The organism is Enterobacter asburiae (assembly GCF_007035645.1).
GTDB lineage: Bacteria > Pseudomonadota > Gammaproteobacteria > Enterobacterales > Enterobacteriaceae > Enterobacter > Enterobacter asburiae_B.
Map to the genome: position 1 here is coordinate 2,589,299 of NZ_AP019632.1, position 26,652 is coordinate 2,615,950.

At 55.3% G+C, this 26,652-nt stretch carries 29 protein-coding genes; 16 read left to right on the top strand and 13 right to left on the bottom strand.

The annotated features are described in order from the left end of the window. Positions 1-41: 41 nt before the first annotated feature. Positions 42-647: a glutathione transferase GstA gene (gene gstA, locus FOY96_RS12270; RefSeq protein ID WP_143347164.1), complete on the top strand. Its 606-nt coding sequence runs from the start codon at positions 42-44 to the stop codon at positions 645-647. A gap of 77 nt (positions 648-724) precedes the next feature. On the opposite strand, the gene pdxY is transcribed toward gstA, so the two are convergent. The 5 genes from pdxY to anmK all read right to left on the bottom strand — a co-directional run bounded on the left by pdxY (position 725) and on the right by anmK (position 5,307). Next, positions 725-1,585 (bottom strand): pyridoxal kinase PdxY, encoded by an 861-nt coding sequence (gene pdxY, locus FOY96_RS12275; RefSeq protein WP_047061666.1) that lies wholly within the window; start codon positions 1,583-1,585, stop codon positions 725-727. Between the two features lie 66 nt (positions 1,586-1,651). Beyond that, a complete protein-coding gene (gene tyrS / locus FOY96_RS12280; RefSeq protein WP_143347165.1) occupies positions 1,652-2,926 on the bottom strand; it encodes a tyrosine--tRNA ligase in 1,275 nt (424 codons plus the stop codon). Positions 2,927-3,051: 125 nt separating this feature from the next. Further along, positions 3,052-3,708 carry a pyridoxamine 5'-phosphate oxidase gene (gene pdxH / locus FOY96_RS12285; protein WP_024909355.1) on the bottom strand — a complete coding sequence of 219 codons (657 nt, stop codon included), beginning with the start codon at positions 3,706-3,708 and terminating at the stop codon, positions 3,052-3,054. A gap of 57 nt (positions 3,709-3,765) precedes the next feature. Beyond that, complete coding sequence (mliC, locus tag FOY96_RS12290; protein WP_143347166.1) at positions 3,766-4,089, bottom strand: C-type lysozyme inhibitor; 324 nt, start codon at positions 4,087-4,089, stop codon at positions 3,766-3,768. A gap of 93 nt (positions 4,090-4,182) precedes the next feature. Next, complete coding sequence (anmK, locus tag FOY96_RS12295) at positions 4,183-5,307, bottom strand: anhydro-N-acetylmuramic acid kinase (RefSeq protein WP_143347167.1); 1,125 nt, start codon at positions 5,305-5,307, stop codon at positions 4,183-4,185. 255 nt (positions 5,308-5,562) lie between these two features. Between anmK and slyB the strand changes: the two genes are divergently transcribed. Both slyB and FOY96_RS12305 read left to right on the top strand, forming a co-directional pair. Next, complete coding sequence (slyB, locus tag FOY96_RS12300) at positions 5,563-6,030, top strand: outer membrane lipoprotein SlyB (RefSeq protein ID WP_023311367.1); 468 nt, start codon at positions 5,563-5,565, stop codon at positions 6,028-6,030. 199 nt (positions 6,031-6,229) lie between these two features. Beyond that, positions 6,230-7,591: a sensor domain-containing diguanylate cyclase gene (locus FOY96_RS12305; RefSeq protein WP_143347168.1), complete on the top strand. Its 1,362-nt coding sequence runs from the start codon at positions 6,230-6,232 to the stop codon at positions 7,589-7,591. 36 nt (positions 7,592-7,627) lie between these two features. Here FOY96_RS12305 and slyA read toward each other — a convergent pair whose 3' ends face one another. After that, positions 7,628-8,068: a transcriptional regulator SlyA gene (gene slyA, locus FOY96_RS12310; RefSeq protein WP_033145325.1), complete on the bottom strand. Its 441-nt coding sequence runs from the start codon at positions 8,066-8,068 to the stop codon at positions 7,628-7,630. A 186-nt stretch (positions 8,069-8,254) separates the two neighbouring features. On the opposite strand from slyA, the gene FOY96_RS12315 reads away from it, so the two are divergent. Genes FOY96_RS12315 through FOY96_RS12325 form a run of 3 tightly spaced genes read left to right on the top strand, consistent with a single transcriptional unit; the run spans position 8,255 to position 11,387 of the window. Beyond that, positions 8,255-8,491: a DUF1656 domain-containing protein gene (locus tag FOY96_RS12315; RefSeq protein WP_143347169.1), complete on the top strand. Its 237-nt coding sequence runs from the start codon at positions 8,255-8,257 to the stop codon at positions 8,489-8,491. A gap of 2 nt (positions 8,492-8,493) precedes the next feature. Continuing rightward, positions 8,494-9,354: an efflux RND transporter periplasmic adaptor subunit gene (locus FOY96_RS12320; protein WP_087822437.1), complete on the top strand. Its 861-nt coding sequence runs from the start codon at positions 8,494-8,496 to the stop codon at positions 9,352-9,354. Beyond that, on the top strand, positions 9,354-11,387 hold the full coding sequence (locus FOY96_RS12325) for an FUSC family protein (protein ID WP_143347170.1): 2,034 nt from the start codon (positions 9,354-9,356) through the stop codon (positions 11,385-11,387). The genes FOY96_RS12320 and FOY96_RS12325 overlap by 1 nt, the downstream gene beginning before the upstream one ends. Here the strand turns inward: FOY96_RS12325 and sodC are convergent. The 3 genes from sodC to FOY96_RS12340 form a co-directional block, all read right to left on the bottom strand. Next, the gene (gene sodC, locus FOY96_RS12330; RefSeq protein ID WP_045887807.1) at positions 11,366-11,884 is read right to left on the bottom strand and encodes a superoxide dismutase [Cu-Zn] SodC; all 519 of its coding nucleotides are present in this window, start codon (positions 11,882-11,884) and stop codon (positions 11,366-11,368) included. The genes FOY96_RS12325 and sodC overlap by 22 nt on opposite strands. 81 nt (positions 11,885-11,965) lie before the next feature. Then, positions 11,966-12,862 carry an aldo/keto reductase gene (locus FOY96_RS12335; RefSeq protein ID WP_143347171.1) on the bottom strand — a complete coding sequence of 299 codons (897 nt, stop codon included), beginning with the start codon at positions 12,860-12,862 and terminating at the stop codon, positions 11,966-11,968. Positions 12,863-12,910: 48 nt separating this feature from the next. Continuing rightward, complete coding sequence (locus FOY96_RS12340) at positions 12,911-13,150, bottom strand: DUF1289 domain-containing protein (RefSeq protein WP_008500587.1); 240 nt, start codon at positions 13,148-13,150, stop codon at positions 12,911-12,913. Positions 13,151-13,299: 149 nt separating this feature from the next. On the opposite strand from FOY96_RS12340, the gene eptA reads away from it, so the two are divergent. From eptA to rnt, 5 genes are all read left to right on the top strand, one after another. After that, positions 13,300-14,925, top strand: coding sequence for a phosphoethanolamine transferase EptA (eptA, locus tag FOY96_RS12345; protein WP_143347172.1), 1,626 nt, complete (start codon positions 13,300-13,302; stop codon positions 14,923-14,925). A 41-nt stretch (positions 14,926-14,966) separates the two neighbouring features. Further along, the gene (locus FOY96_RS12350) at positions 14,967-15,566 is read left to right on the top strand and encodes a TetR/AcrR family transcriptional regulator (protein WP_029739798.1); all 600 of its coding nucleotides are present in this window, start codon (positions 14,967-14,969) and stop codon (positions 15,564-15,566) included. Positions 15,567-15,619: 53 nt separating this feature from the next. Continuing rightward, positions 15,620-16,717: an alkene reductase gene (locus tag FOY96_RS12355; RefSeq protein ID WP_023311356.1), complete on the top strand. Its 1,098-nt coding sequence runs from the start codon at positions 15,620-15,622 to the stop codon at positions 16,715-16,717. A 100-nt stretch (positions 16,718-16,817) separates the two neighbouring features. Further along, entirely contained in the window at positions 16,818-17,225 is a 408-nt protein-coding gene (gene gloA, locus FOY96_RS12360) for a lactoylglutathione lyase (RefSeq protein WP_013096923.1), read from the top strand. A 95-nt stretch (positions 17,226-17,320) separates the two neighbouring features. Further along, positions 17,321-17,971 carry a ribonuclease T gene (rnt, locus tag FOY96_RS12365; protein ID WP_023311355.1) on the top strand — a complete coding sequence of 217 codons (651 nt, stop codon included), beginning with the start codon at positions 17,321-17,323 and terminating at the stop codon, positions 17,969-17,971. A 44-nt stretch (positions 17,972-18,015) separates the two neighbouring features. Here the strand turns inward: rnt and grxD are convergent, their stop codons facing one another. Continuing rightward, on the bottom strand, positions 18,016-18,363 hold the full coding sequence (grxD, locus tag FOY96_RS12370) for a monothiol glutaredoxin 4 (RefSeq protein ID WP_003832760.1): 348 nt from the start codon (positions 18,361-18,363) through the stop codon (positions 18,016-18,018). A 338-nt stretch (positions 18,364-18,701) separates the two neighbouring features. On the opposite strand from grxD, the gene FOY96_RS12375 reads away from it, so the two are divergent. Then, positions 18,702-19,475 carry a C40 family peptidase gene (locus FOY96_RS12375; protein ID WP_023311354.1) on the top strand — a complete coding sequence of 258 codons (774 nt, stop codon included), beginning with the start codon at positions 18,702-18,704 and terminating at the stop codon, positions 19,473-19,475. A gap of 122 nt (positions 19,476-19,597) precedes the next feature. Beyond that, positions 19,598-20,179 carry a superoxide dismutase [Fe] gene (gene sodB, locus FOY96_RS12380; protein ID WP_029739795.1) on the top strand — a complete coding sequence of 194 codons (582 nt, stop codon included), beginning with the start codon at positions 19,598-19,600 and terminating at the stop codon, positions 20,177-20,179. A gap of 38 nt (positions 20,180-20,217) precedes the next feature. Here the strand turns inward: sodB and FOY96_RS12385 are convergent, their stop codons facing one another. Beyond that, positions 20,218-21,384 carry an MFS transporter gene (locus FOY96_RS12385; protein ID WP_143347173.1) on the bottom strand — a complete coding sequence of 389 codons (1,167 nt, stop codon included), beginning with the start codon at positions 21,382-21,384 and terminating at the stop codon, positions 20,218-20,220. A 163-nt stretch (positions 21,385-21,547) separates the two neighbouring features. Next, positions 21,548-21,637: a cytochrome bd-I oxidase subunit CydH gene (gene cydH / locus FOY96_RS12390; protein ID WP_008500596.1), complete on the bottom strand. Its 90-nt coding sequence runs from the start codon at positions 21,635-21,637 to the stop codon at positions 21,548-21,550. 297 nt (positions 21,638-21,934) lie between these two features. Here cydH and purR point away from each other — a divergent pair, with 297 nt between their 5' ends. Beyond that, entirely contained in the window at positions 21,935-22,960 is a 1,026-nt protein-coding gene (gene purR, locus FOY96_RS12395) for an HTH-type transcriptional repressor PurR (RefSeq protein ID WP_023335431.1), read from the top strand. Positions 22,961-22,977: 17 nt separating this feature from the next. On the opposite strand, the gene punR is transcribed toward purR, so the two are convergent. Next, entirely contained in the window at positions 22,978-23,889 is a 912-nt protein-coding gene (gene punR, locus FOY96_RS12400) for a DNA-binding transcriptional activator PunR (protein ID WP_064672347.1), read from the bottom strand. Between the two features lie 114 nt (positions 23,890-24,003). On the opposite strand from punR, the gene punC reads away from it, so the two are divergent. Continuing rightward, entirely contained in the window at positions 24,004-25,203 is a 1,200-nt protein-coding gene (gene punC / locus FOY96_RS12405; RefSeq protein WP_143347174.1) for a purine nucleoside transporter PunC, read from the top strand. Between the two features lie 298 nt (positions 25,204-25,501). Beyond that, the gene (gene cfa, locus FOY96_RS12410; RefSeq protein ID WP_023335428.1) at positions 25,502-26,650 is read left to right on the top strand and encodes a cyclopropane fatty acyl phospholipid synthase; all 1,149 of its coding nucleotides are present in this window, start codon (positions 25,502-25,504) and stop codon (positions 26,648-26,650) included. Positions 26,651-26,652 lie beyond the last annotated feature (2 nt).

The window sequence follows — 26,652 nt, forward strand, 5'->3', positions numbered from 1 at the left end:
CGCACTAACATAGCTGAAACCTCAGCAAAAAGGAGTTACCGATGAAACTGTTCTACAAACCGGGCGCGTGCTCTCTTGCTTCCCATATCACCCTGCGCGAGAGCGGCAAAGATTTCACGCTGGACGGCGTTGATCTGATGAAAAAGCGTCTGGAAAATGGCGATGATTTTCTTGCCATTAACCCCAAGGGACAAGTTCCGGCGCTCTTGCTGGATGACGGTACTCTGCTGACCGAAGGCGTCGCGATTATGCAGTTCCTGGCCGATAGCGTACCCGATCGCCAGCTGCTGGCTCCGGTCAGTACCATTTCTCGCTATAAGACGCTGGAATGGCTGAACTACATTGCGACCGAACTGCACAAAGGATTTACGCCGTTGTTCCGCCCGGATACGCCAGAGGAGTTCAAACCGACCCTGCGTGCGCTTCTTGAGAAAAAGCTGCAGTACGTTAACGAATCGCTGAATGACGAACAGTGGATTTGTGGTTCGCGCTTCACGATTGCCGATGCGTATCTGTTTACCGTGCTGCGCTGGGCGCGCGCGGTTAAGCTGAACCTGGAAGGGTTAGACCATATTGCATCGTATATGAAACGCGTGGCAGAGCGTCCTGCAGTGGCTGCGGCGCTGAAAGCGGAAGGTCTTAGCTAATATCGCCCGGCGGCGCTTCGCTTGCACGGGCCTACGGGTTTTGTAGGCCGGGTAAGCGCAGCGCCACCCGGCATCGTTTAAAGCTGGGTTGCGCTGAAATAGTGCTCCGGCTTCGCGATACGATCCTGTGCCGCAACCACCTGCAGTTCATATTCCTGCATCTCTTTCGTCGCAATCATGATTTCGTACACCGCCGCGGTAACGTGTTCCAGCGCGTCACGTATCGTCGCCCCCTGCAGTAATTTCACCAGCAGCAGACCACTCGTAACATCTCCGACCCCAACCGGCTGGCGCAGGCCGAAATCCACCAGCGGACGGCTAATATGCCAGGCGTCATCTTTCGTCACCAGAAGCATCTCAAAACGGTCCTGACTCAGCCCTGCGCGGGCGAGATGTTTTACCAGCACCACCTCAGGCCCCTGAGCGATCAGTTCGCGAGACGCGCTTACCGCCTCTTCTACGCTGTTAACCGGACGCTCGCAGAGAATTTCGAGCTCGACCAGGTTTGGCGCAATGATATCGCTGGCGGGCAGCGCGTGGCGGACGTGAAACTCTGCGACGCCTGGCGCCACGATACAGCCTTTCTCCGGATGGCCCATGACGGGGTCGCAGAAGTATTTTGCCGCCGGGTTTGCGGCTTTCACCTGACGTACGATGCCGAGGATATGCTCCCCCTGCTCCGCTGAGCCGAGGTAGCCGCTCAGCACGGCGTCACAGCGTCTGAGCTGGTCGATATCGGCAATCCCCTGCACAACCTCGGTGAGGTGCGAAGGCGGCATTACGCAGCCGGTCCATTTGCCGTATTGCGTGTGGTTAGAGAACTGCACGGTATTAAGGGGCCAGACGTTGACGCCGAGGCGACGCATCGGGAATTCCGCGGCGCTATTGCCAGCGTGTCCAAAAACAACGTGGGACTGAATGGCGAGGATGTTCTTCATTTTTTTCTTACCAAACCCTGAAAAAACAAAAGGGGCGTGGTTTCCCACGCCCCTGGAGACTATTAATTATTTCCAGCAGACAAGGCAGTAGTTTTTCTTACCGCGACGCAGCAGCGTGTAGCGACCATACAGACGGTCACCGTCAACGAAGGTGTATTCCGGGTTAGCCTGTTTCTCGCCGTTGATGGTGATAGCGTTAGAGGCGATAGTTTTACGCGCCTGACCGCGCGAAGGCTGGAGCTCAGAGTCCACCAGCGCCTGCATCAGGTCAGCCCCTTTTTCCATCTCAACCATTGGCACGCCGTCCTGCGCCAGCTGTTCGAAGTCCGCTTCGCTCAGATCGCTCAGGGTACCGTTGAACAGGCTTGCGGTAATGCGTTTTGCCGCGGCCAGACCTTCTTCACCGTGAACCAGTTTGGTCACTTCGTCCGCCAGCACATACTGGGCGCGCGGTGCTTTACCGCTGTTTTTGTCCTCTTCTTCCAGCGCGTTGATGTCTTCGATGTCCATAAAGGTGAAGAACTTCAGGAAGCGGTAAACATCGGCATCCGCCGTGTTGATCCAGAACTGGTAGAATTTGTACGGGCTGGTTTTCTTCGGATCGAGCCATACCGCGCCGCCTTCGGTTTTCCCAAATTTGGTGCCGTCTGCCTTGGTGATCAGCGGAACGGTCAGACCGAAGACCTGGTTCTGGTGCAGACGACGGGTCAGGTCGATACCGGAGGTGATGTTACCCCACTGATCGGAACCGCCAATCTGCAGGGAAACGCCGTGCAGCTTGTTCAGGCAGGCAAAGTCATAACCCTGCAGCAGGTTGTAGGAGAACTCGGTAAAGGAGATACCCTGGTCGTCACGGTTCAGACGCTGCTTCACGGCCTCTTTGTTAATCATCTGGTTAACAGAGAAGTGCTTGCCGATGTCGCGTAGGAAGGTCAGCACGTTCATGCTGCCAAACCAGTCGTAGTTGTTCGCGGCAATGGCAGAGTTTTCACCACAGTTGAAGTCGAGGAATGGTGCAACCTGTTTGCGGATCTTATCCACCCACTCCTGCACGGTATCTTCGGTGTTCAGTTTACGCTCAGCGGCTTTAAAGCTTGGGTCACCAATCAGGCCGGTCGCGCCGCCCACCAGCGCAACAGGCTTATGGCCCGCCATCTGGAAGCGTTTCAGGCATAACAATGGAACAAGATGCCCCAAATGCAAGCTGTCAGCGGTGGGATCGAAGCCGCAATAGAGCGCGATCGGGCCTTGCGCCAGTCGCTCTGCTAACGCTTCCTCGTCCGTCACCTGGGCCACGAGGCCCCGCTCTTGCAATTGTTTAATCAAGTTACTGCTTGCCATCAAATTCTCCATGTATAAACGACTGCACCTTTGCCGGTACACGACTTTTCGCCTGATGCGAAAGGACAATAGAATAAAGCGCAAGCGCGGTGTGCGCTAGCGCTTAAATCAACAAATTTCGGGGATTACGGTGCCAGTCTGTCGATTTTCCAGCCGCCATTCTCGCGCTGGTATAAAAAGCGGTCGTGCAGGCGATGTTCGCCCCCCTGCCAGAACTCCATCTGCTCAATCGGGATGCGGAAACCGCCCCAGAAGCTTGGCAAAGGAATTTCACCCTGCTGGAACTTCTGTTTCAGCTCCAGGAATTTACTTTCCAGCACGCCGCGGGCGGAAATTCGGCTGGACTGTTTTGATACCCAGGCGCCAATCTGGCTGTCGCGCGGGCGGCTGTGGAAATACTTCACCACTTCCAGCGTCGAGAGACGTTCCGCCTTGCCGGTGACCATTACCTGACGTTCCAGCATGTGCCAGGGAAACAGCAGGCTAATACGCGGATTGTTTTCTAAATGGTGTGCCTTGCGGCTGCCAAGGTTGGTATAGAACACCAGCCCTTTCTCGTCATAATGCTTGAGCAATACGATGCGCTGATAAGGTTGGCCGTTTTCATCCACCGTCGCGACAACCATGGCGGTTGGGTCGGCGAGTTTCGCTTCGCAGGCCTGTTTCAGCCAGCGTTCAAAAAGCACGAGGGGTTCAGCGGGAAGATCCTGGCGACGCAGGCCGCCTTTAGTGTATTCACGGCGCAGATGCGCAATTTGCTGCAGTTCGTCGTTATCTGACATGGCGTTAGCTGACATTGAGAGTGGGTGGCGCTATTGTGCGCCGCCCCTGTAAAAATCTCAACGCTTCGGATTTTCGAGCTGGCAATTGTTCAGCACAATGCGGTCGCGTTTGTAGACCGTGGCGCTGTCGCCTTTCGACCAGAAGACGTAGATACCGTCGGAATAACGTGCGCCGGAAGCTGACATGCCCTGCTTCAGCGTCAGCAATTTATTGTCATAAACAAAACTGGCTTCCTGGCGTGGGTTATTCAGCTTGACGGTCAGCGGTTTTTCATCGCAGCGATACTCCAGCGTATCGGTCTGCATGCGGTCAAGAAGCTGGTTATAGACGCTGCATCCTGACAGCAATAAAGGCGCGGCAATAAGAAGAAGTTTTTTCATGGGCGTATTCCGAAGACTTTCCTGGTCCTGGAGGGCATGGCTGCCCTCCTGTTTCGTTCCATTCTAACGATGACGCGCCGCGCTGAATTTCAGTTAACTCTGATTATGACGAGGATTTGCCGGGAAAATCGCCCCGAGGACGCTCACCTCACGCGCGCCGGTCACCGACGGCAAGTTGCCCGGCAGTCCGGCAATGGTGCGCCAGGCAAGCCAGGCGAAGGCCAGCGCCTCCATATCATCCCCGCTGATGCCTGCCTCGTCGGTCGTGGTCACTTCGGTACCCGACAGTAGCCCCGCAAGACGCGCCATCACCAGCGGGTTTCGGCTTCCTCCGCCGCACACCAGCAGGCGTTCACATCCGCCGCTGAGCAGAACCTGTTCGGAGATCGACACGGCCGTCAGCTCGGCAAGCGTCGCCTGGACATCCTGCGGCGCGAGCGCCGGGAATGGCGCCAGCTGACGCTCAAGCCAGCCCAGATTGAAGTATTCACGCCCCGTGCTCTTAGGGGCCGGCAGGGCAAAATAAGGATCGCTTAGCATCGACTGCAGCAGCGGAATAATCACTTTTCCCCCGCTCGCCCACTCCGCGTTTTTATCATACGGTTGTCCGCACTGACGCCAGATCCAGGCATCCATTAACATATTGCCCGGGCCGGTATCGTAGCCGCGGACGGGCTGTCCCGGGATGAGCATTGACAGGTTGGCAATCCCGCCAATATTGAGCACCATGCGACGTTCTGTAGGGTGCGCCAGTAACGCCTGATGGAACGCGGGTACCAGCGGCGCCCCCTGCCCACCAAGGGCGATATCGCGACGACGGAAATCGCCTACCACCGTCACGCCCGTCTTCGCCACAATCTGGTTGTTATCGCCGATTTGCAGGGTATGCGGGGCATCTCCGCCGGGCTCATGCCAGACCGTTTGTCCGTGACACCCGATGGCCACCACATCCTGCGGGCGAAGATGTTCTTTTTGCATCAAAGCCTGCACCGCATCCGCAAACAGCGCCCCCAGGCGAACATCAAGCTGTCCAAGCTGGGAAAGGGTCAACTGCTGCCCCTGACAGATACTCAGAATATCCTCTTTCAGTGAAATGGGGATTGGCCAGGTCAGGCTCGCCTGCTGTGCCACCATGTTTTCGTCAATGGCGGCCAGAACGACATCTACCCCATCCAGACTGGTGCCTGACATCACACCAATGTAGCGACCCGATTTCATGCGCTTTCCTTACGTTGCGTGGGCTAAGGATATCCACTCAACCATAAACGGCGCAGCTTTGCCATCCGGCGATAATATTTTTTAACAATGTCAGACGGGTAACACGGGCGGATCCTGTTTATGTCTCGTTAAGTCAAATTCAAGTACAATTTTCTTATTGTTAGTGCAAAGATATGAACTATGGCTCCTTATGCCATATAATTTAGCCATAACGGATGCCCCCAATCGGGCGTTTTTGGTGAACAGGAGATTCAAATGATTTTACGTGTACTGGGCGTTTCGCTGATTGGTTTAACTCTGGCTGGCTGTGTGAATGACAGTTCACTTTCTGGCGACGTTTACAGCGCTTCTGAAGCGAAACAGGTTCAGAACGTGACTTACGGTACCGTTGTTAACGCACGCCCTGTACAGATCCAGGGTGGTGATGAAAGCAACGTGATGGGCGCAATCGGCGGTGCCGTGCTGGGTGGTTTCCTCGGTAATACCGTCGGCGGCGGTACAGGTCGCTCGCTGGCAACGGCCGCAGGCGCCGTTGCGGGTGGCGTAGCCGGCCAGGGCGTTCAGGGTGCGATGAACAAAACCCAGGGCGTAGAGCTGGAAATTCGTAAAGACGACGGCAGCACGATCATGGTTGTTCAGAAACAAGGCAGCACTCGCTTCTCTGCAGGCCAGCGCGTTGTTCTGGCAAGCAACGGAAGTCAGGTGACCGTTTCTCCACGTTAATTAAAAATGGATGTGGTCATCAGGCCACATCCATTTACATTATTTATCACTCCCACAAATATATTTACAAAATACATTCACCCCACCCATTATTAACCACGTCATATATTGTTTCTGCGCAAAGTATTTAGCGTGCTAATTGATTACACTCTTCGCAATACCCTCACCTTAATTCATTATAAAGTCATTAAAACCATATATGTTTGCGAATCGCCGTTCTGTAAAGGGCCGTTATATCTCGTTCTGTCTAGGTTGTATTGCTGTTATCGGCATCTTACACGCCCTGTTTTCAAAAATTGCCGAATGGGTTCCTACCTTTTCGTCTCACTTGTTCCCTACGCTCACCATTTTTTTACTGGTGTTTGACCTGTTTATTGCCTGCTTTATGGCAATGAAATACTGGTGTGACCGAAAACGGTTGTATCTGGTATCGCTTGCTTTTGCCTTTGCCGGGTCGGCATCGCTGATGGTCGGAACGCTGTGCAGCTTTCCCGCCTGGCTGGACCTCTATCAGTTCAACGCGGTGAACTACAACGATGCGATGATCTTCTATATGTTCCGCCATCTCTTAATGGCGGTGCTAATAATCGTTTCGGCAATACTTTATACCACGCGCAATTGTCCCCTTTCGCGGCTGGCGCATATTGCTATTGTGAGCGGCGAGTTTCTCTTTACCGCTTTTACTGTAGGGTTGGCCTGGATGTATTCCAGTCATTCTTCCATTTTATCCATTGATCTTGTTGATAATGAAACCCGTGAGTTTATGGTTCTCTGGAGCCACTTTATTAATATTGCATTGATTGCACTCTGGGGGGTCACATTAGCCACGCTGATGTTTATTACGCGCATACGCAACTTATTCTGGGTGGGCGGTAATTTTCTGTGCGTCTGCTATATCGTCACGCTCTCAATGCTGTTAGTGGGTGGACATGTTGAAGATGTCTCCTGGTATCGCGCTCGCTTATTTGAAACCGTCGCCACGCTGATGATCATTTTTGTTCTGCTCTACGATGTTTTCAGGCTGTATCGCGACTCGCACGTTAAGTATCAGCAGTCTTACCAGAACTCCATTCGCGACCCGCTGACGCGCCTGTATAACCGCAGTTATTTTTATGAAACATTAAAGCAGGCGCTGGATATTGCCAAAACCAGCCGTCCGGTTTCCGTCATCGTCAGCGATCTCGATCGCTTCAAGCGCATCAACGACACCTACGGGCATCTTCAGGGCGACAAGGTCCTGCAGTTTGTCGCTAATCTGCTGATGGATTCCGTGCGCCCCCAGGACATCGCGGCCCGTATCGGTGGTGAGGAGTTTGTTCTGATGCTGGCCAACACCTCATCAGACGCGGCGTATCAGGTGGCGGAACGCATACGGTTAAATCTGAGCAGCTTCGATAACGCCAGCAGCGGCGGTCAACTACCGGAGCCAATCACGATTAGCATGGGGGTATATACGGCAACGTCACCCGCAATAGCCGCAGAAACGTGCGTGGAAAATGCCGACAAAGCGATGTATGAAGCGAAGGAGACGGGCCGTAACCGCGTTGTCGTCTTTAAGTAAAAAAAAGGCCTTGCTGCTGCAAGGCCTTGTTGTTTGTCAGTCGCGCGACTGTAGCTCATGGATGTTTTGCTCAAGGCGCCCAATGAGGCTGATGAGCATTTCCAGCTCCGCCGGTGAAACGCCTGACAGGATTTCACCGCGCGTCTTAGTGATCACGGCTTCCATTTCCGTGATGATAGGCGCCGCTTTCTCGGTGAGTTTAATCCGCTTGGCGCGACGATCGCTGGCGCAGGTTTGCCGCGAGATCAACCCCTTCTCTTCCAGCTGGTCAAGCGTGCGCACCAGCGACGGTTGCTCAATCCCTATCGCTTTTGCCAGTTGAATTTGCGACTGTTCGGGCGGCAGCTGATGAATGTTGTGCAGCGTGACCCAATGCGTCTGTGTGAGTTCCAGAGGTTTCAGGCGATGGTCAATCAGAGCACGCCAGACGCGTACCAACCTTGCCAGATCAGAACCTAATGGCGATTCCAATTTCATCTCCTTATAATTAGCTTGCTAAGTTATTATACTGATTTTAGAATAGTGTGCAGCATTTGTATTGCCAAAACAAATGCAATACTGCATTCATCGGACTTAAAAGTATGACTTACACTGAATTGTGATGCTTCATCATACTAAGACAAGCCAACGCGGCATTCTGTTCACTGCAAAGGATTTCTGCCCGTGACGTTTTTTCATCGCTCAGAGGGTTTACCCCTTCAGGACCTGATCTTCGGTGCGTCAGTCTTCTTTCCTCCTCTGTTTAAGGCCGTTCTGGTGGGCTTTATCCTCTGGCTCATCGCGCATCGCCTGCTTCGCGACTGGATGTACTCCGGCGAAATCTGGCATCCCATGCTGATGGATCTTTCCCTGTTTGCCCTTTCCGTATGCCTGGGCCTTGCCGTTTTGACTGTGTGGTGAATATGTCCCTGAAAACGCTAAAGTACTTTTCCACCCTGTTGGTCCTTGCCCTCGCGCTGGTTGCGGGCTGGTGGATGTGGAATTTTTATATGCAGTCGCCCTGGACGCGTGATGGCAAAGTCCGCGCTGAGCAGGTCAGCATTACCCCTCAGGTGTCGGGAAGTATTACGACGCTGTTGGTTAAGGATAACCAGTTCGTCAAAAAGGGAGACATTTTATTCCGCATCGACGACACCCCGTACCACATTGCGATCCTGAACGCCCAGGCGCAGCTGGCAAAAGCCCAGTCGGATCTGGCTAAGGCCAACAACGAGGCCAACCGCCGCCGCCACCTGTCACAAAACTACATCTCAGCGGAAGATTTAGACACCGCCAATATCAACGTCAAGGCGATGCAAGCTAACGTTAACGTGGCGGAGGCGACGCTGAAGCAGGCGCAGTGGCAACTGACCCAAACCGTGATTACGGCACCTGTTGATGGATGGGTGACCAACCTCTCGGCCCGCGTGGGGAATTATGCCACCACGGGACAACCGATATTTGCCCTCGTCGACAGCCACTCCTTCTACGTCGTGGGCTATTTCGAAGAGACTAAGCTTCGGCATATTCGCGAGGGTTCGCCAGCCGCAATAACGCTTTACAGCGGCTCTCAAAAGTTACAGGGTCACGTGTCCAGCATTGGCCGCGCCATTTACGATCAGAGTGTTGAAACGGATTCAGGCCTGGTGCCGGACATAAAGCCGAACGTTCCCTGGGTGCGCCTGGCCCAGCGCGTTCCGGTTCGCGTGGAGTTTGACCGCTTGCCGGAGGACATTACCCTGGTGTCCGGCACAACCTGCACTGTCTCCATCGGAAACCGGTGATGAAGCTGCAGGATCTCTCCTGGCAAAACACGCCGTGGATGAAAGCAACGCGTCCCCAGTGGCGCTACGCGCTGCGTAACGGCATTGCCATGTGTCTTGCGCTGACTGTGGCTTATTACCTGAACCTGGATGAGCCCTACTGGGCGATGACGTCTGCGGCGGTGGTCAGTTTTCCGACGGTAGGCGGGGTGATCAGTAAAAGCCTTGGCCGCATCGCAGGCAGCCTGCTGGGCGCCACCGCGGCGTTAATTATCGCCGGCCATACGCTGAACGATCCGTGGTTGTTCCTGCTGAGCATGGCCGCATGGCTGGGCTGCTGTACCTGGGCCTGCGCCCATTTTACCAATAACGTCGCCTACGCGTTCCAGCTGGCGGGCTATACCGCCGCCATTATCGCCTTTCCGGTGGTTAACGTGCTCGACACCACCGAGCTGTGGGATATTGCGCAGGCGCGCGTCTGTGAAGTGATTGTCGGGATCCTCAGCGGCGGCTTCATGATGATGATCCTCCCCAGCACATCCGACGGCACCGCGCTTATCACCGCGCTCAAAACCATGCACACACGGTTGCTGGAACACGCGAGTCTGCTGTGGCAACCGGATACCAGCGACGATATCCGCCTCGCGCATGAAAAGGTTATCGGACAGATCCTGACGATGAATCTGTTGCGCATTCAGGCGTTCTGGAGCCACTACCGCTTTCGCCGCCAGAACACACTTCTTAACTATCTGCTGCACCAGCAGCTGCGCATGACCAGCGCCATCTCCAGCCTGCGCAGGATGCTGCTCAACTGGCCGACGCCGCCTGAAAACACCCGGGCCGTGATTGAAACGCTGCTCGCGGCCCTTGCGCGCCCGGGTGCGGACATTTACACCGTAGCGCGGATTATCGCCCCGCTCGCCCCGGTTGATGAATACGACTATCGCCATCGCGCTTTCTGGCAGCGCCTGAATTACTTTTGTCGGCTGTACCTGCGCAGCAGCCGCTGGATTACGGCCGTCGAAAACGCGACCCCATTGACGGAGTTCAACGTCCCCGGCAGCCCGGCACTTGCGCGCCATACCGACTATCTGGAAGCGCTGTGGAGCGGTTTTCGCACCTTCTGTGCGCTGATGCTGGTGGGGGCGTGGAGCATTACCACGCAGTGGGAGTCCGGTACGGCGGCCCTGACGCTTGCCGCCATCAGCTGCGTGCTTTATTCCGTCGCGGCCTCGCCGTTCAACTCGCTTACGCTGCTGCTGCGCACGCTGGTGCTGCTGTCGCTGTTCAGCTTCGTGGTGAAGTTTGGCCTGATGGTGCAGATAAGCGATCTGTGGCAGTTCCTGCTGTTCCTGTTTCCCCTGTTAACCACCATGCAGCTTCTGAAGCTGCAAATGCCTAAGCTGGCGGGCCTCTGGGGACAGCTGATTGTCTTTATGGGCTCGTTTATCTCCGTGACGAATCCACCGGTTTATGATTACGCCGATTTTCTCAATGATAACCTGGCAAAGATCCTTGGCGTGGGGCTGGCGTGGCTGGCTTTTGCGGTGTTACGTCCCGGCTCCGATGCACGCAAGAGCCGCAGGCATATTCGGGAGCTACGCAGAGGGTTTGTCGACCAGCTCAGCCGTAAACCGCACCTGGGTGAAAACGAGTATGAATCGCTGGTCTATCATCACGTCAGTCAGCTGAATAACAGCCAGGACGCGCTGTCCCGGCGCTGGCTGCTGCGCTGGGGCGTGGTGCTGTTGAACTGCTCGCACGTGGTCTGGCAGCTGCGCGCGTGGGAAACGCGTTCCGATCCGCTGTCGCAGGTTCGTGATGTTTGCATCTCCCTGCTGCGCGATGTAATGAGCGAGCGCGGTGTCCAGCAGCGGCCGCTGGAAGCCACGCTGAATGAACTGCAGCGGATCTGCGATACGCTGGCACAGCATCATCTGCCCGCAGCCCGTGATTTGGCCTCGATAATCTGGCGCCTGCACTGCTCGCTGTCGCAGCTGGAACAGGCACCGCCACCGGGAACGATTGGAGATCAGATCACGCCGCACGCATAGCGTGCTCCGCCACCGCCAAGTGGTTTAGGCCGATCGGACATATTGTCGCCGCCGACATGGATCATCAGCGCCTTGCCTTTCACCTCATCCAGCTTTTTCAGTCGCGGCGCGACAACAGGATCGGTGGCTTTACCGTCGTTATTCACCACCAGCACAGGCAGATCGCCTAAATGCCCCATTCCATCCGGGCCTTCATGCTTGCCGGAATGCTGCGGATCGAGGTGCCCTCCTGCCGCTTCCGCCGCAGACGGTTTACCTTCTTTTAAAGCGGGCTGACAGCTGCCTTTGGCGTGGACATGGAAACCATGTTCACCGGGAGGGAGGGCTTTGAGGTTGGGGGCAAACTCCAGTCCTTTATCGGTTTCAGTGATTTTCACCGTTCCGATGGACTGACCCACACCCTGTGGGGTGACGAGATTCATTTCCACTTCGTCACTGGCTGCCTGCGCCCCTGCGCAAACAACCAGCGTGACCAGTGCCAGAGCAAAACGCTTCATAGTGACCTCCGCGGGTTTTTTTTTGCCCCTTAAGTGTATACCAGGGGCAAAGATTTCACCGGAAAGCCACCTTCAGGCGGTTTATGGTACGTCGTAACCCAGCGCGGCCTTACGGATGCGGAACCACTGCTGACGGGTCATCTGCAGCTCTTCAGCGGCCAGTGCAGAACGCACGCGTTCTATTTTGCCGGAGCCGATAATGGGCAGCGGTTTTGACGGCAGGCGCAGGATCCATGCGTAAACCACCTGTTCGATGCTCTCCGCGTTCAGTTCGCGGGCGATGGTTTCAAGCTCGTTGCGCAGCGGCTGGAATTCCTCATCATTAAACAGACGTCCGCCCCCCAGGCAGGACCACGCCATCGGGCGAATGCGCAGCTGCTGCAGCTGATCGAGCGTACCATCCAGCAGCAGCGGCTGGTGTACCGGGGAGATCTCAACCTGGTTGGTGGCGAGGGTGAACGGCAGACGAGACTGAAGCAGCGCAAACTGTGCCGGGGTAAAGTTTGACACGCCGAAGTGACGCACTTTCCCACTCTGATGCAGGTTCAGGAAGGCTTCCGCTACCTCATCGGCATCCATCAGCGGGTCGGGGCGGTGGATTAACAGCAGGTCGATACGGTCGGTCGCCAGATTGACCAACGACTGCTCGGCGCTCTTGATGATATGCGCGCTGTCGGTGATGTAATGACCGAGGGCATGTTCAGGTTTAGCCGTGGTGGCAATCCCGCACTTCGTGACGATCTCCATGCGGTCGCGGAGAGCCGGAACCAGCTTGAGCGCCTCGCCAAAGGCGGCTTCACACAGGTAGCCACCGTAAATATCCGCATGATCGACGGTGGTGACGCCTAAATCGATATGCTCTTCAATAAAGCTCGCCAGCTGGAGGGGGGACATATTCCAGTCCATCAGGCGCCAGTAGCCCATCACAAAACGGGAGAATTCTGGCCCCTGGGGGGCAAGGGTAATTCGCTGAACCATAACATTTTCCTCAAGGACGTAATGTCATGAGTATACGCAATTACCGTGTTAAAAAAGTGAAGGCTGCTGCGGTTCTTCGGTCTCACCGGCTTTGTTTGCGCGTATTTTGCGCAGAAGTCGCTGTCGGCAAAGGCGAAGCACCTCTTGTTTTTGCGTGTCGCTAAAGTTTTGCCAGTTAAAACGCTCATCACGGGTACGCATGCACCCGCGGCAATACCCGCGTTCATCTACCTGACAAATACCCCGGCACGGGCTCTGGATGGGGAAAAACTCCAGCTGCTCTGCCACACTCACCTCCCGATAGCTACTCTCACCTACAGTGAAGACGTTAAACGCGCCACGTGCAAGGGCTTTACCACAGATTTGTGGCATTAAGGTTTCACTAATCTTCCCTCCCTATACTCGGCCCATCAATACAATGACAGGTTTCCCGTTCGATGTGGTTAATCAAAAAGTTACAATGTAACGACATTAAATTTACTCTGGGCTGTGCACTCTTTTTTACGTTGATTAATGGGCTGTTTATCCAGCGCAGCTGGGCGATTATCGCCCCTGCGCATCTGCACGATATCCTCTTTGCCGCGTCCGTACCGCTGGTGCTTTTTTGCGGCTGGGTGATTGTCTTTAGCCTGCTAAACATTCCGTATATCCGCAAGCCGCTGCTGATTGTCTTAACCATCGGTTGCGCCGCAGCGACCTATTTTATGTACACCTACGGCGCGGTTATCGATCAGAACATGATTGTGAACGTGTTCGAAACCAACTCACAGGAAGCCACCGCCCTGGTCACCCCGCAGATGATTCTGTGGATTGCCCTTGCCGGCCTCGTTCCCTCGGTTGTGCTGGCGTTGACCCGCATCCGTACCGGAAAATGGTGGTATGCCCTGCTGACGCGCGTTGCCGCGATGCTCGGTGCCCTGCTGGTGATTATCCTGATTGCCGCGCTGTTTTATAAAGATTACGCGTCGCTGTTTCGCAACAACAAAAGCATCGTCAAAATGGTGACCCCGGCGAACTATGTCAGCGCCGTGGTGAAGTACAGCAAAATGCGCTGGTTTGCAGGCGATCAAACGCTGGTGCGGATTGGCGAAGATGCCCATAAAGGGCCATTGATTTCCGGTCAGCAAAAGAAAACCGTTCTGGTGCTTGTCGTCGGCGAAGCGTCTCGCGCGGCAAACTACTCCCTGAACGGTTACGGGCGTGAAACCAACCCGGAGCTGAAAAAGCAGGATGTGATTAACTTCCCGCAGGCCTCCTCGTGCGGGACTGAAACCGCCGTTTCCGTTCCCTGCATGTTCTCCGGCATGACGCGCAGCAAATACGATGCCGACCTGGCTCATCATCAGGAAGGGCTGCTCGACGTGCTCAACCATGCGGGCGTCAACCTGCTGTGGCGCGACAACGACGGCGGCTGCAAAGGTGCCTGCGATCGCATACCCCATACCGACATGACGCAGTGGAAACTGGACCAGTTCTGCAAAGACAAATCCTGTATCGACGATGTCAATTTCTACCGTCTGGACAACGTGCTGGATGGCCTGAAGCAGGACACGGTGCTGGTTATCCACCTGATGGGGAGCCACGGTCCGGCATACTATCGCCGTTACCCGGACAACTTCCGTAAATTCACCCCAACCTGCGACACTAATGAAATTCAGGATTGCGACCATCAGGCGCTGATCAATACCTATGACAACACTATCCTCTATACAGACAGTATGGTCAGCAAAACCATTGATGCGCTGAAAGCGCGCCAGTCGAGCATGAACACCGCGCTGATTTATCTCTCAGATCACGGTGAATCGCTGGGCGAAAGCGGTATTTATCTGCACGGCACGCCGTACATGCTGGCGCCGGAGCAGCAAACGCATATTCCGTTTATGTTCTGGCTGTCACCGGATTACGCGAAAAACTTTGGCGTCAACGAACAGTGTTTGCGCGACAATGCAGCAAAAAATGCGGTTTCCCAGGACAATTTATTCTCAACCGTATTGGGTATGATGGACGTGAAATCAACGGTTTATCAACCGCAGCTGGATATACTGAGCGCCTGTCGTCAGTAAACTCGCTTGCATTAGACCGAACGGTCTATTAGAGTGCGGCCATGAGCAGAAATACTGAACACGATACCCGCGAACATTTACTGGCAACCGGCGAGCGACTTTGCATGCATCGCGGGTTTACCGGTATGGGGTTGAGCGAGCTATTAAAAACCGCTGAGGTACCGAAGGGGTCGTTTTATCACTACTTCCGGTCCAAAGAGGCTTTTGGCGTAGCGATGCTGGAGCGTCATTATGCTGGCTACCACCAGCGTCTGGCGACCCACTTTGCGTCGGGTGAAGGTAACTACCGGGATCGTGTTCTGAACTACTATCAGGAAACGCTGAACCAGTTCTGTCAGCAGGGCATTATCAGCGGATGCCTGACAGTTAAGCTGTCTGCAGAAGTGTGCGATCTTTCTGAAGATATGCGCACGGCGATGGATAAAGGTGCCCGCGGCGTTATCGCCCTGCTGGCCCAGGCGCTGGAGAAAGGCCGCGATGAAAAAACGCTGGCCTTTTCCGGCGAGCCGTTAACCCAGGCGCAGGTGTTATATGCGCTCTGGCTAGGCGCTAACCTGCAGGCAAAAATTTCGCGCAGTGCCGTTCCGCTGGAAAGCGCGCTGGCACATGTGAAAAACAGCATTACTGCGCCTGGCATTTAACAGGCGTTTTTATTTACCCAATAACTAGTCGACTGGTCTACTCAGGAGTCTTTATGTCAGCTGAAAAATTATTTACCCCATTAAAAGTGGGTGCCGTCACTGCGCCTAACCGCGTGTTTATGGCTCCGCTTACCCGCCTGCGCAGCATTGAGCCGGGCGACATCCCAACCCCACTGATGGGTGAATACTATCGTCAGCGCGCAAGCTCTGGCCTGATCATCACGGAAGCCACGCAGATTTCCGCTCAGGCTAAAGGGTATGCGGGTGCGCCGGGTCTTCACAGCCCGGAGCAGATCGCCGCATGGCAGAAAATCACCGCGGGCGTTCACGCTGAAGAGGGTCGCATTGCGGTCCAGCTGTGGCATACCGGTCGTATCTCTCACAGCAGCATTCAGCCTGGCGGCCAGGCTCCGGTCTCCGCTTCGGCCCTGAGCGCAAATACCCGTACGTCCCTGCGTGATGAAAACGGCAATGCGATCCGCGTGGATACCTCTATGCCGCGCGCGCTTGAGCTGGATGAAATTCCGGGTATCGTGAACGACTTCCGCCAGGCCGTGGCCAACGCTCGTGAAGCCGGTTTTGACCTGATTGAGCTGCACTCCGCGCACGGCTACCTGCTGCACCAGTTCCTGTCACCGTCTTCTAACCACCGCACCGACCAGTACGGCGGCAGCGTCGAAAACCGCGCTCGCCTGGTGCTGGAAGTGGTTGACGCCGTATGCCAGGAGTGGAGCCCGGATCGTATAGGGATCCGCGTCTCCCCAATCGGTTCTTTCCAGAACGTCGACAACGGTCCGAACGAAGAAGCCGATGCCCTGTATCTGATCGAAGAACTGGCTAAGCGTGGCATCGCCTATCTGCACATGTCCGAGCCGGACTGGGCTGGCGGTAAGCCTTACACGGACGCTTTCCGTCAGAAAGTGCGCGAGCGTTTCCACGGGGTGATCATCGGTGCGGGGGCTTATACCCCGGAGAAAGCCGAAGACCTGATCGGCAAAGGGCTGATCGATGCCGTCGCGTTTGGCCGCGACTACATCGCCAACCCGGATCTGGTTGCCCGTCTGCAGAAAAAAGCGGCCCTGAATCCGCAGCGCCCGGAAAGCTTCTACGGCGGCGGCGCGGAAGGCTACACCGACTACCCTTCTCTGTAATCTCGCCATTGTTCATTGATAGCGGCGATACTTCGCCGCTATACTAAAACATCGTTTCTGTTCAAAAAGACAGTCTATTCCATTGGTTAATGAGGAAATTATGCGCCTACTTCACACCATGCTGCGCGTTGGCGATCTGCAACGTTCCATTGATTTCTACACTAACGTCCTAGGCATGAAGCTGCTGCGCACCAGCGAAAACCCGGAATACAAATACTCGCTGGCGTTCGTGGGTTACGGCCCGGAAACGGATGAAGCGGTGATCGAGCTGACCTACAACTGGGGCGTGGACAGCTATGAGCTGGGCACCGCCTACGGCCACATCGCGCTGGAAGTGGACAACGCGGCCGAAGCGTGTGAACGCATTCGCAGCAACGGCGGTAACGTTACGCGCGAAGCGGGTCCGGTAAAAGGTGGTACCACCGTGATTGCGTTCGTGGAAGATCCGGACGGTTACAAAATCGAACTGATTGAAGCCAAAGACGCGGGTCGCGGTCTGGGCAACTGATCCCTCAGGGCGCAACATGCGCCCGTAGTTTTACTGCATCACCCTGCAAAATTTGCCATAATGCGCTCTGCTTTTTCCCCTTGTAAGAGACCCTGATGTCCGATAACGCTCAATTTAGCGGTCTGTGCGACCGTTTTCGTGGTTTTTATCCCGTTGTCATTGATGTAGAAACAGCCGGATTTAACGCTAAAACCGATGCGCTGCTCGAAATTGCCGCCATCACGCTGAAGATGGATGAACAGGGCTGGCTTACACCGGACACCACGCTGCATTTCCACGTTGAACCTTTCGAAGGGGCAAACCTACAGCCGGAAGCGCTGGCGTTTAACGGTATCGATCCGCATAACCCGCTGCGTGGTGCAGTCAGTGAATATGATGCGCTGCACGCCATTTTTAAAATGGTGCGTAAAGGCATGAAAGAGAGTAACTGCAGCCGCGCCATCATGGTGGCCCATAACGCCACCTTCGATCACAGCTTTACCATGGCCGCCGCGGAGCGCGCCGCGCTCAAACGCAACCCCTTCCATCCTTTTGTGACCTTCGACACCGCCGCGCTGAGCGGCCTGGCTCTGGGACAAACGGTGTTATCTAAAGCCTGCATCACGGCGGGTATACCTTTTGACGGCACGCAGGCGCATTCCGCTTTATACGACACGGAGCGCACCGCAGAGCTGTTCTGTGAGATCGTCAACCGCTGGAAGCGTCTGGGCGGCTGGCCGCTGCCGATGGGCGACAGCGAAGAATAAAAAAAAGCGACCTTATCAGGTCGCTTTTTTATTTGCGCAGAAAATTACTCTGCGTCCGGCTCTTCAGTTTTGTACTTCGCCGCCGTCTCTTTGATCAGCTGCTGCAGTTCGCCGCGCTGATACATTTCAATCAGGATATCGCAGCCGCCAACCAGCTCACCGTCTACCCACAGCTGTGGGAAAGTCGGCCAGTTAGCGTACTTAGGCAGCTCAGCGCGGATGTCCGGGTTCTGCAGGATATCAACGTAAGCAAAACGCTCACCACAGGCTGACAGCGCCTGAACCGCTTGCGCGGAGAAGCCGCAGCTTGGCAGCTTCGGAGAACCTTTCATATACAGCAGAATCGGGTTTTCAGCGATCTGGCGCTGGATTTTTTCAATAGTGGTGCTCATGTCTTGCTTCCTTTAACTTCTGTTACGGCATTCGTCTGACATTGTAGCGGTTCAGACTGGCATCGGAAAATAACATTTTTGTCACGTTTATACATTCTACCCCGAGTCACGAAAAGTTGCATTGCAAATGGTGTTTACCCCTGCGGCAGTCAGGGTTTTGCTTAGGGAGTGGGCAAATGTACGACAGAACGATGAATTTTTTTGCACTTGCTAACGAAACACGATTGTAGATTGAAAAATGCTATTAACTTTCTGGGTTTTTATAGATTAGAATCGACGGGCTTTGTAAATCACACGCGGGTATTATTGATGACCTGCATTTATCAGGGGACTGCCCAGTGGCGCGGATAAATAAAATCTCGATCACGCTCTGTGCTTTACTGTTTACTTCACTCACTTTCACGCCAGTGGCAAACGCCTCTCAGCAGGCGCGGCATTCTGCTGTACAAAAAAACCATCTTGTGAAAGCCACAGAACGTAAGAAAAAAACCACCGCTAAGAACGACAAGAAAAAAACACCGGCTCAGACGAAACAGACAGCTTCCAGCAAGACGAAAACAAAACCTTCCCGCACTGCCCACTCCGCCAAAAGTAAAGCTTCGCAAACCGCCGCTAACCTCGTTACTGAAAAATGCATCACGCGTAAAGGCCACAAGGCGAAATGCACGAAGGTCACGAAAATAGCGGAAGTGCATAAAGTGCGCGTACAAAAAGCGCAAAAAACCGCGATGAACAAACTGATGGGGCAGATTGGCAAACCTTATCACTGGGGTGGCAGCTCGCCGCGTACCGGCTTTGACTGCAGCGGCCTCGTCTATTACGCCTATAAAGATCTGGTCAAATTCCGCATTCCTCGTACCGCCAATGAGATGTACCACCTGCGCGATGCCTCACCGGTTGACCGCGGTGAGCTGGAAAACGGCGATCTGGTGTTCTTCCGCACCCAGGGTCGCGGCACGGCTGACCACGTCGGCGTGTATGTCGGCAACGGGAAATTCATCCAGTCTCCCCGTAGCGGCCAGGATATTCAGATCACTTCTCTCAGTGAAGACTACTGGGTACGTCACTACGTCGGCGCGCGTCGCGTGATGACGCCAAAAACCATTCGCTAACCCCTGCCCTGCCGCATCCGTGGCAGGGTAAGTTCCTCTTTTGCATACCCTTTCAATTTGCTATCCTGTCCATGTTGTCTGTGTGGTTATTGGCAACACAAAATACAATAAGGAGAGAAGCAATGTCGTTCGAATTACCTGCACTACCGTATGCAAAAGACGCCCTGGCACCGCACATTTCTGCGGAAACCCTGGAATATCACTACGGCAAGCATCACCAGACGTACGTCACCAACCTGAACAATCTAATCAAGGGCACCGATTTTGAAGGCAAAACGCTGGAAGAGATCGTCCGCAGCTCAGAGGGTGGCGTCTTTAACAACGCCGCTCAGGTGTGGAACCACACCTTCTACTGGCACTGCCTGGCGCCAAATGCCGGCGGTGAACCTGTCGGTGAACTGGCTACCGCTATCAATGCCGCATTTGGCAGCTTCGCGGATTTCAAAGCGAAATTTACCGATGCAGCCATCAAGAACTTCGGTTCTGGCTGGACGTGGCTGGTTAAAGAGGCGGATGGCAAACTGGCTATCGTGTCCACCTCTAACGCGGGTACCCCGCTGACCACCAGCGCGAAGCCGCTGATGACCGTGGACGTGTGGGAGCACGCTTACTACATTGACTACCGCAACGCGCGTCCGAACTACCTGGAGCACTTCTGGGCACTGGTTAACTGGGACTTTGTCGCGAAGAACTTCGCCGCGTAAGAGACACGCAGAAGGGTTCGCCCTTCTGCGTTTTTGGTTTACTCCGCAGCGCAGGCTGCTTCAGGCTGTTTACGACCCGACATCATCACCAGCAGCAGGCCGAGCGCGGCAATAATCGCCCCCATCACCGGCACAAAGCTGTACCCCAGACCACCTGAAATCACGGCCCCACCGGCCGCCGCGCCCAGGGCATTACCCAGGTTAAACGCACCGATATTCACGGAAGATGAAAGTCCCGGCGCCTCGTGCGCGACACGCATCACGCGCATCTGCAGCGGCGGCACCACGGCGAAAGTGGCGGCTCCCCAGACGACCATCGCAATCGCGGCCCCAAACTCATTGCGCGCCAGCCACGGAATAGCAACCATTATGACAATCAGCAGGGTTAAGAAGCCCTTCAGCGTCCCGCTCACGGAACGGTCGGCAAATTTCCCGCCGAGATAGTTGCCGATCGAGAAGCCCACGCCAATCAGCACCAGCATCGCGGTAACGAAGAGAGGCGTTGCGTGGGTGATATCATGCAGTACCGGTGAAATATAGGTGTAGAGGGTAAACATCGCCCCTGCCCCCAGCACGGTGGTGAGCAGCGCGGAGAGCACCTGCGGGCGCATCAGCACCGCCAGTTCTTTACGCACTTCCGGACGTTCTCCGGCATTGCCTTTCGGCAGGGAGAAGAACAGCGCCACCATTGCAACCACGCCCAGCCCGGCCGTCGCCAGGAAAGACATACGCCAGCCGATCGCTTCTCCCAGCCAGGTTGCCGCAGGCACCCCGCCGATATTGGCAATCGTCAGCCCCATAAACATGGTTGCCACGGCGCTCGCCTGCTTGTGTTTTGGCACCACGCTGGCAGCCACGACCGATCCCAGCCCAAAGAACGCGCCGTGGTTAAGGCTGGTCAGAATGCGCGACAGCATCAATGTGGTGTAGTCCGGCGCAATGGCCGAAAGCACGTTGCCTAGGGTGAAAATCGCCATCAGGAAAATCAGCGCATTGCGGCGCGCGCGGTGTGAAAGAAGAAGCGTCATCAGCGGCGCCCCGACCATCACGCCGATAGCGTAGGCGCTGATTAACATCCCTGCCGCAGGGATAGAGACATCTACGCCCCGGGCAATAACAGGCAGTAACCCCATCGGGGAGAATTCAGTGGTGCCAATCCCAAAAGCGCCAATCGCCAGGGCCAGCAGGGGAAAATTGATTTTCATGCGTCAACTCCGGATGCCGTGTCATGTGGTGACACAGAACAAAGAAGCAGAAAGCATGACATCAATCACAAAAAATGAGAAGTTAACAAAATGGCAAAAGATTTTTGCCAGAGAAGTAACAATCCGGGGAGTCGGGAGGGAGAAGGCTCTCCCTCCGCGTAAATCAGTGCAGCGCAGCCGTCAGACCGGCCGCAACAATCAGAGCCAGCACAACAACGGTGGTGAACAGCGAAAACTTAAGATCGGAACTCATCAATTTTTCTCCTTTTAATCCCCACACGAAAAGTGAGCTTGCTCATTTTTGCACAGATTACGTCAAAAATCTTCCTGGATTTATACTGATAACCACTTTACCTCTTCCCCTTTTCATCAAGATAGGACAAAATTCCACGCTAAATTTATTAGCGTACCGGCCATTGACCCCCTCCTGACGTCCCGTGTCGTTTTCCCGGCGTGCCGCAATTCAAGATTGCGAGATAAGGGTGAGAGAAGGCAAACGTTTACCTTCAAGTTTTTCAGGAGCTTAGGATATGGTCTGGAGTGACATTTAATGGCAACAATTAAAGACGTAGCAAAACGCGCAAACGTTTCCACTACAACCGTATCACATGTAATTAACAAAACCCGCTTTGTGGCGGAAGAGACGCGCAACGCCGTCTGGGCAGCGATCAAAGAGCTGCACTATTCGCCAAGTGCGGTTGCGCGTAGCCTCAAGGTTAATCACACCAAATCCATTGGATTGCTGGCGACCAGCAGTGAAGCGGCCTATTTTGCCGAGATCATTGAAGCGGTCGAAAAGAACTGCTTCCAGAAAGGCTATACCCTGATTCTGGGCAACGCGTGGAACAGCATTGAAAAACAGCGTGCCTACCTGTCGATGATGGCGCAAAAGCGCGTTGATGGCCTGCTGGTGATGTGTTCCGAGTACCCGGAATCCGTGCTGTCGATGCTGGAAGAGTATCGCCATATTCCGATGGTGGTGATGGACTGGGGCGAAGCGCGCGCAGACTTTACCGATTCCGTTATCGATAACGCCTTTGAAGGCGGCTATATGGCCGGTCGTTATCTGATCGAACGCGGTCACCGCGAGATTGGCGTGATCCCCGGTCCGCTGGAGCGCAACACCGGCGCGGGCCGTCTGGCCGGTTTTATGAAAGCGATGGAAGAAGCGTTGATCAACGTGCCGGAAAACTGGATTGTGCAGGGCGACTTTGAGCCGGAATCGGGCTACCGCGCGATGCAGCAGATCGTCTCCCAGCCGCACCGTCCGACCGCCGTGTTCTGCGGGGGCGACATCATGGCCATGGGCGCGCTCTGCGCTGCCGACGAGCTGGGCCTGCGCGTACCGCAGGATATTTCCGTGATCGGCTATGACAACGTGCGTAACGCGCGTTTCTTCACCCCGGCGCTGACCACCATTCACCAGCCGAAAGATTCGCTGGGCGAAACGGCCTTCAATATGCTAATGGACAGGATCGTCAACAAGCGCGAAGAGTCGCAGTCTATTGAAGTTCACCCGCGTCTTATCGAACGCCGTTCCGTTGCGGATGGTCCGTTCCGCGACTACCGTCGTTAATCGCTTTACGGGGCCAGCTATGCTGGCTCCCGTAACCATTCCCGGTTCAGCGTTTCGCTGTCTCCCAGATAATCCAGCAGCCAGGCCATCGCAGGCGAGACGTCATTTTGCTGCCAGGTGAGGCAGCAGGCCGCATCCGGGAACGGATTCTCCAGCGTCAGCTCAACCCACTCTCCGGTATCGATGCGCGGACGCGCGAAATGAACGGGCACCATCGCGACGCAAAGCCCGGCGCTGAGGCACGTCGCCGACGATTCCCAGTCCGGAGCCACCACCCGCCGCTGGTTGTCCAGAAGCCAGGTGATACGCTTGGGCAATGAACGGGACGTATCCTCCAGCACCAGCGACGGCCAGTTGCGCAGCGTGTCATCGCTGAGCGGCCCTTCCATCGACGCCAGCGGATGATCGCTTGCCACCACGCATTTCCAGCTCAGCATCCCCATATCGCGAAAAGCGTAACGTCCCCCGACCGGGATCGCCTGCGTAGCCCCAATCGCCATCTCTGCCCTGCCGTCCGCCAGCGCATCCCAGACGCCGTTAAACACCTCCTGCGAGACCCGCAGCTCGACGTCAGAAAAATGACGGTAGAAATCGACGATCATCTGCCGGGTGCGTTCCGGCTTAACGATGTTATCCACCGCGATGGAAAGATGTCCCCGCCAGCCGTTAGCGATCTGCTGACACTGTTCGCGGGTGATCTGCATTTTTTTGATAACAGAACGCCCTTCCTTCAAAAACCACGCGCCTGCGGGCGTTAATTCCACATCACGATGCCGCCGTTCAAACAGCGGAACCGCCAGCCACTCCTCCAGTTGGCGCACCGTGTAGCTTATTGCCGAAGGGACGCGGTGCAGCTCCTGCGCCGCACCGCTGAAGCTGCCGTTACGTGCAACAGCATCGACCACTTCAAGAGAATAATCTGACCACATTTTCTGCCTGCAAATTTTTTGAATGCACCCGCCAAATATTAGCGTTTCACAAGCGGCTTTGCACTCCCTACACTCAGCGCCAATGTATACCTGCCTCCTCAGGAGAATAAAATAATGCAACCCAGGAACGGTTTTTTAGTCTGGCTCGGCGGCTTAAGCGTGCTGGGCTTTTTGGCCACCGATATGTACCTGCCGGCGTTTGCCGCCATGCAGGAAGATTTGCAAACCCCGGCTGCCGCCATCAGCGCCAGCCTGAGCTTATTCCTCGCCGGCTTTGCCTTCGCACAGCTGCTCTGGGGACCGCTCTCGGATCGCTTTGGTCGTAAACCGGTACTGTTGCTGGGCCTGGCCATTTTTGCTGTGGGCTGCCTGGGAATGTTATGGGTACGCGATGCCACCTGGCTGCTGGTGCTGCGGTTTATTCAGGCCGTGGGCGTCTGTGCCGCGGCCGTGACCTGGCAGGCGCTGGTCACCGACTATTACCCGGCTAACCGCACAAACCGTATTTTCGCCACCATTATGCCGCTGGTGGGCCTCTCACCTGCCCTCGCTCCCCTGCTGGGCAGCTGGATCCTCGCGCATTTCGACTGGCAGGCCATTTTCGCCACGCTGTTTGCCATTACCCTGGTCCTGATGCTGCCGGCGTTAGCCCTTAAGCCCGCGCATAAAAAAGAAGCGCATGCAGACGCGAAGCCGATTACCTTCACGTCCCTGCTCAGCGCCAAAGCGTATCGCGGGAATGTCCTGATCTATGCCGCCTGCTCGGCAAGCTTCTTCGCGTGGCTCACCGGCTCGCCGTTCATTCTGCACGATATGGGCTACAGCCCGGCAGCCATCGGCCTGAGCTATGTTCCGCAGACCATCGCGTTCCTGGTGGGCGGGTACGGCTGTCGAGCGGCGCTGCAAAAGTGGGAAGGTCAGCAGATGCTGCCGTGGCTGCTGGTGCTGTATGCGCTGAGCGTTATCGGGACCTGGGCCGTTGGCTTTATTCCGGGTGCCGGTCTGGCCGAAATTTTGATCCCCTTCTGCGTGATGGCCGTCGCGAACGGGGCGATTTACCCTATCGTTGTAGCCCAGGCGCTGCGTCCCTTCCCGCAGGCGACAGGCCGCGCCGCCGCGCTGCAGAACACCCTGCAGCTGGGGCTGTGCTTCCTGGCAAGCCTGGTTGTATCGGCGCTGATTGCCACGCCGCTCCTGACCACCACCAGCGTGATGCTGGTGACCGTTGCGCTGGCGGTGTTGGGCTATCGCATGCAGGCCTCCGCGCAGCGTGAGCATGAAAAGAGTGCTCAGGTTGAAACGTCACATGCCTGATTGCGCCAGAAATCATGTTAATTTTCAGTGATTAGGTTGCTAAGAATTTTCTATTGAATCACCAAATTTTGAGGCCTATACTAAATTTGGTTCGATTAAATACGATAAATATTAAGTGTTAACGGGAGCCGGAGTGCTCCCGTTTTACCATGGAAGGCATTTCGGCAAGGGTTATCTCCCTTCCTCTGTTCTACGTCGGATATTAGCCTCGCGGTATTTACCGTGAGATTTCTCACAAACCAAAAAAAGCGTCTACGCTGTTTTAAGGTTCTGATCACAGTAGGGTGATGGAGAAGCTATGAGTTCATCGTGTATAGAAGAAGTCAGCGTTCCGGACGATAACTGGTCCCGGATCGTCAGTGAACTGTTAGGTCGAGCAGGCATCACTATCAATGGATCATCGCCATCCGATCCTCAGGTTAAACATCCCGACTTTTTTAAACGCGTGCTGCGAGAGGGATCGTTAGGCCTGGGAGAAAGCTACATGGACGGCTGGTGGGAGTGCGAACGTCTGGATACCTTTTTCGCCAGCGTGCTGCGTGCCGGTCTTGAAAATCAACTCCCTCGCAATCTGAAAGACACCCTGCGCGTCGCCTCTGCCCGACTGTTCAATCTGCAAAGTAAAAAACGCGCATGGATCGTAGGCAAAGAGCACTACGATCTTGGCAACGACCTGTTCAGCCGTATGCTGGACCCTTTCATGCAGTACTCCTGCGCCTACTGGAAAGAGGCGTCGACGCTTGAAGAGGCCCAGCAGGCCAAGCTGCGTCTGATTAGCGAGAAGCTGCAGCTCCAGCCGGGTATGCGCGTGCTGGATATCGGCTGCGGCTGGGGCGGGCTGGCGTATTTTATGGCGAAACACTATGGCGTCAGCGTCGTCGGCGTCACGATTTCAGCGGAACAGCAAAAAATGGCGCGGGAACGCTGCCAGGGCCTCGATGTGGATATCCGGCTGCAGGATTACCGTGACCTGAACGAACAGTTTGACCGGATCGTTTCCGTCGGCATGTTCGAGCACGTCGGGCCGAAAAACTACGCTACCTATTTTGAGGTGGTGGATCGGAATCTGAAACCGGACGGCATCTTCCTGCTGCACACCATCGGCTCTAAGCGAACCGACAATAACGTCGACCCGTGGATCAACAAATACATCTTTCCGAATGGCTGTTTACCGTCAGTCCGCCAGATTGCCAACGCCAGTGAACCCCATTTTGTAATGGAAGACTGGCACAACTTTGGCGCGGATTACGACACCACGTTGATGGCCTGGCATGCGCGTTTTCAGGAAACCTGGCCTGAGATTGCGGACAACTATTCTGAACGATTCAGGCGGATGTTTAGCTATTATCTGAATGCCTGCGCGGGGGCGTTTCGCGCACGGGATATTCAGCTCTGGCAGGTGGTATTCAGCCGTGGGATTGAACACGGATTACGTGTCGCACGCTAAAA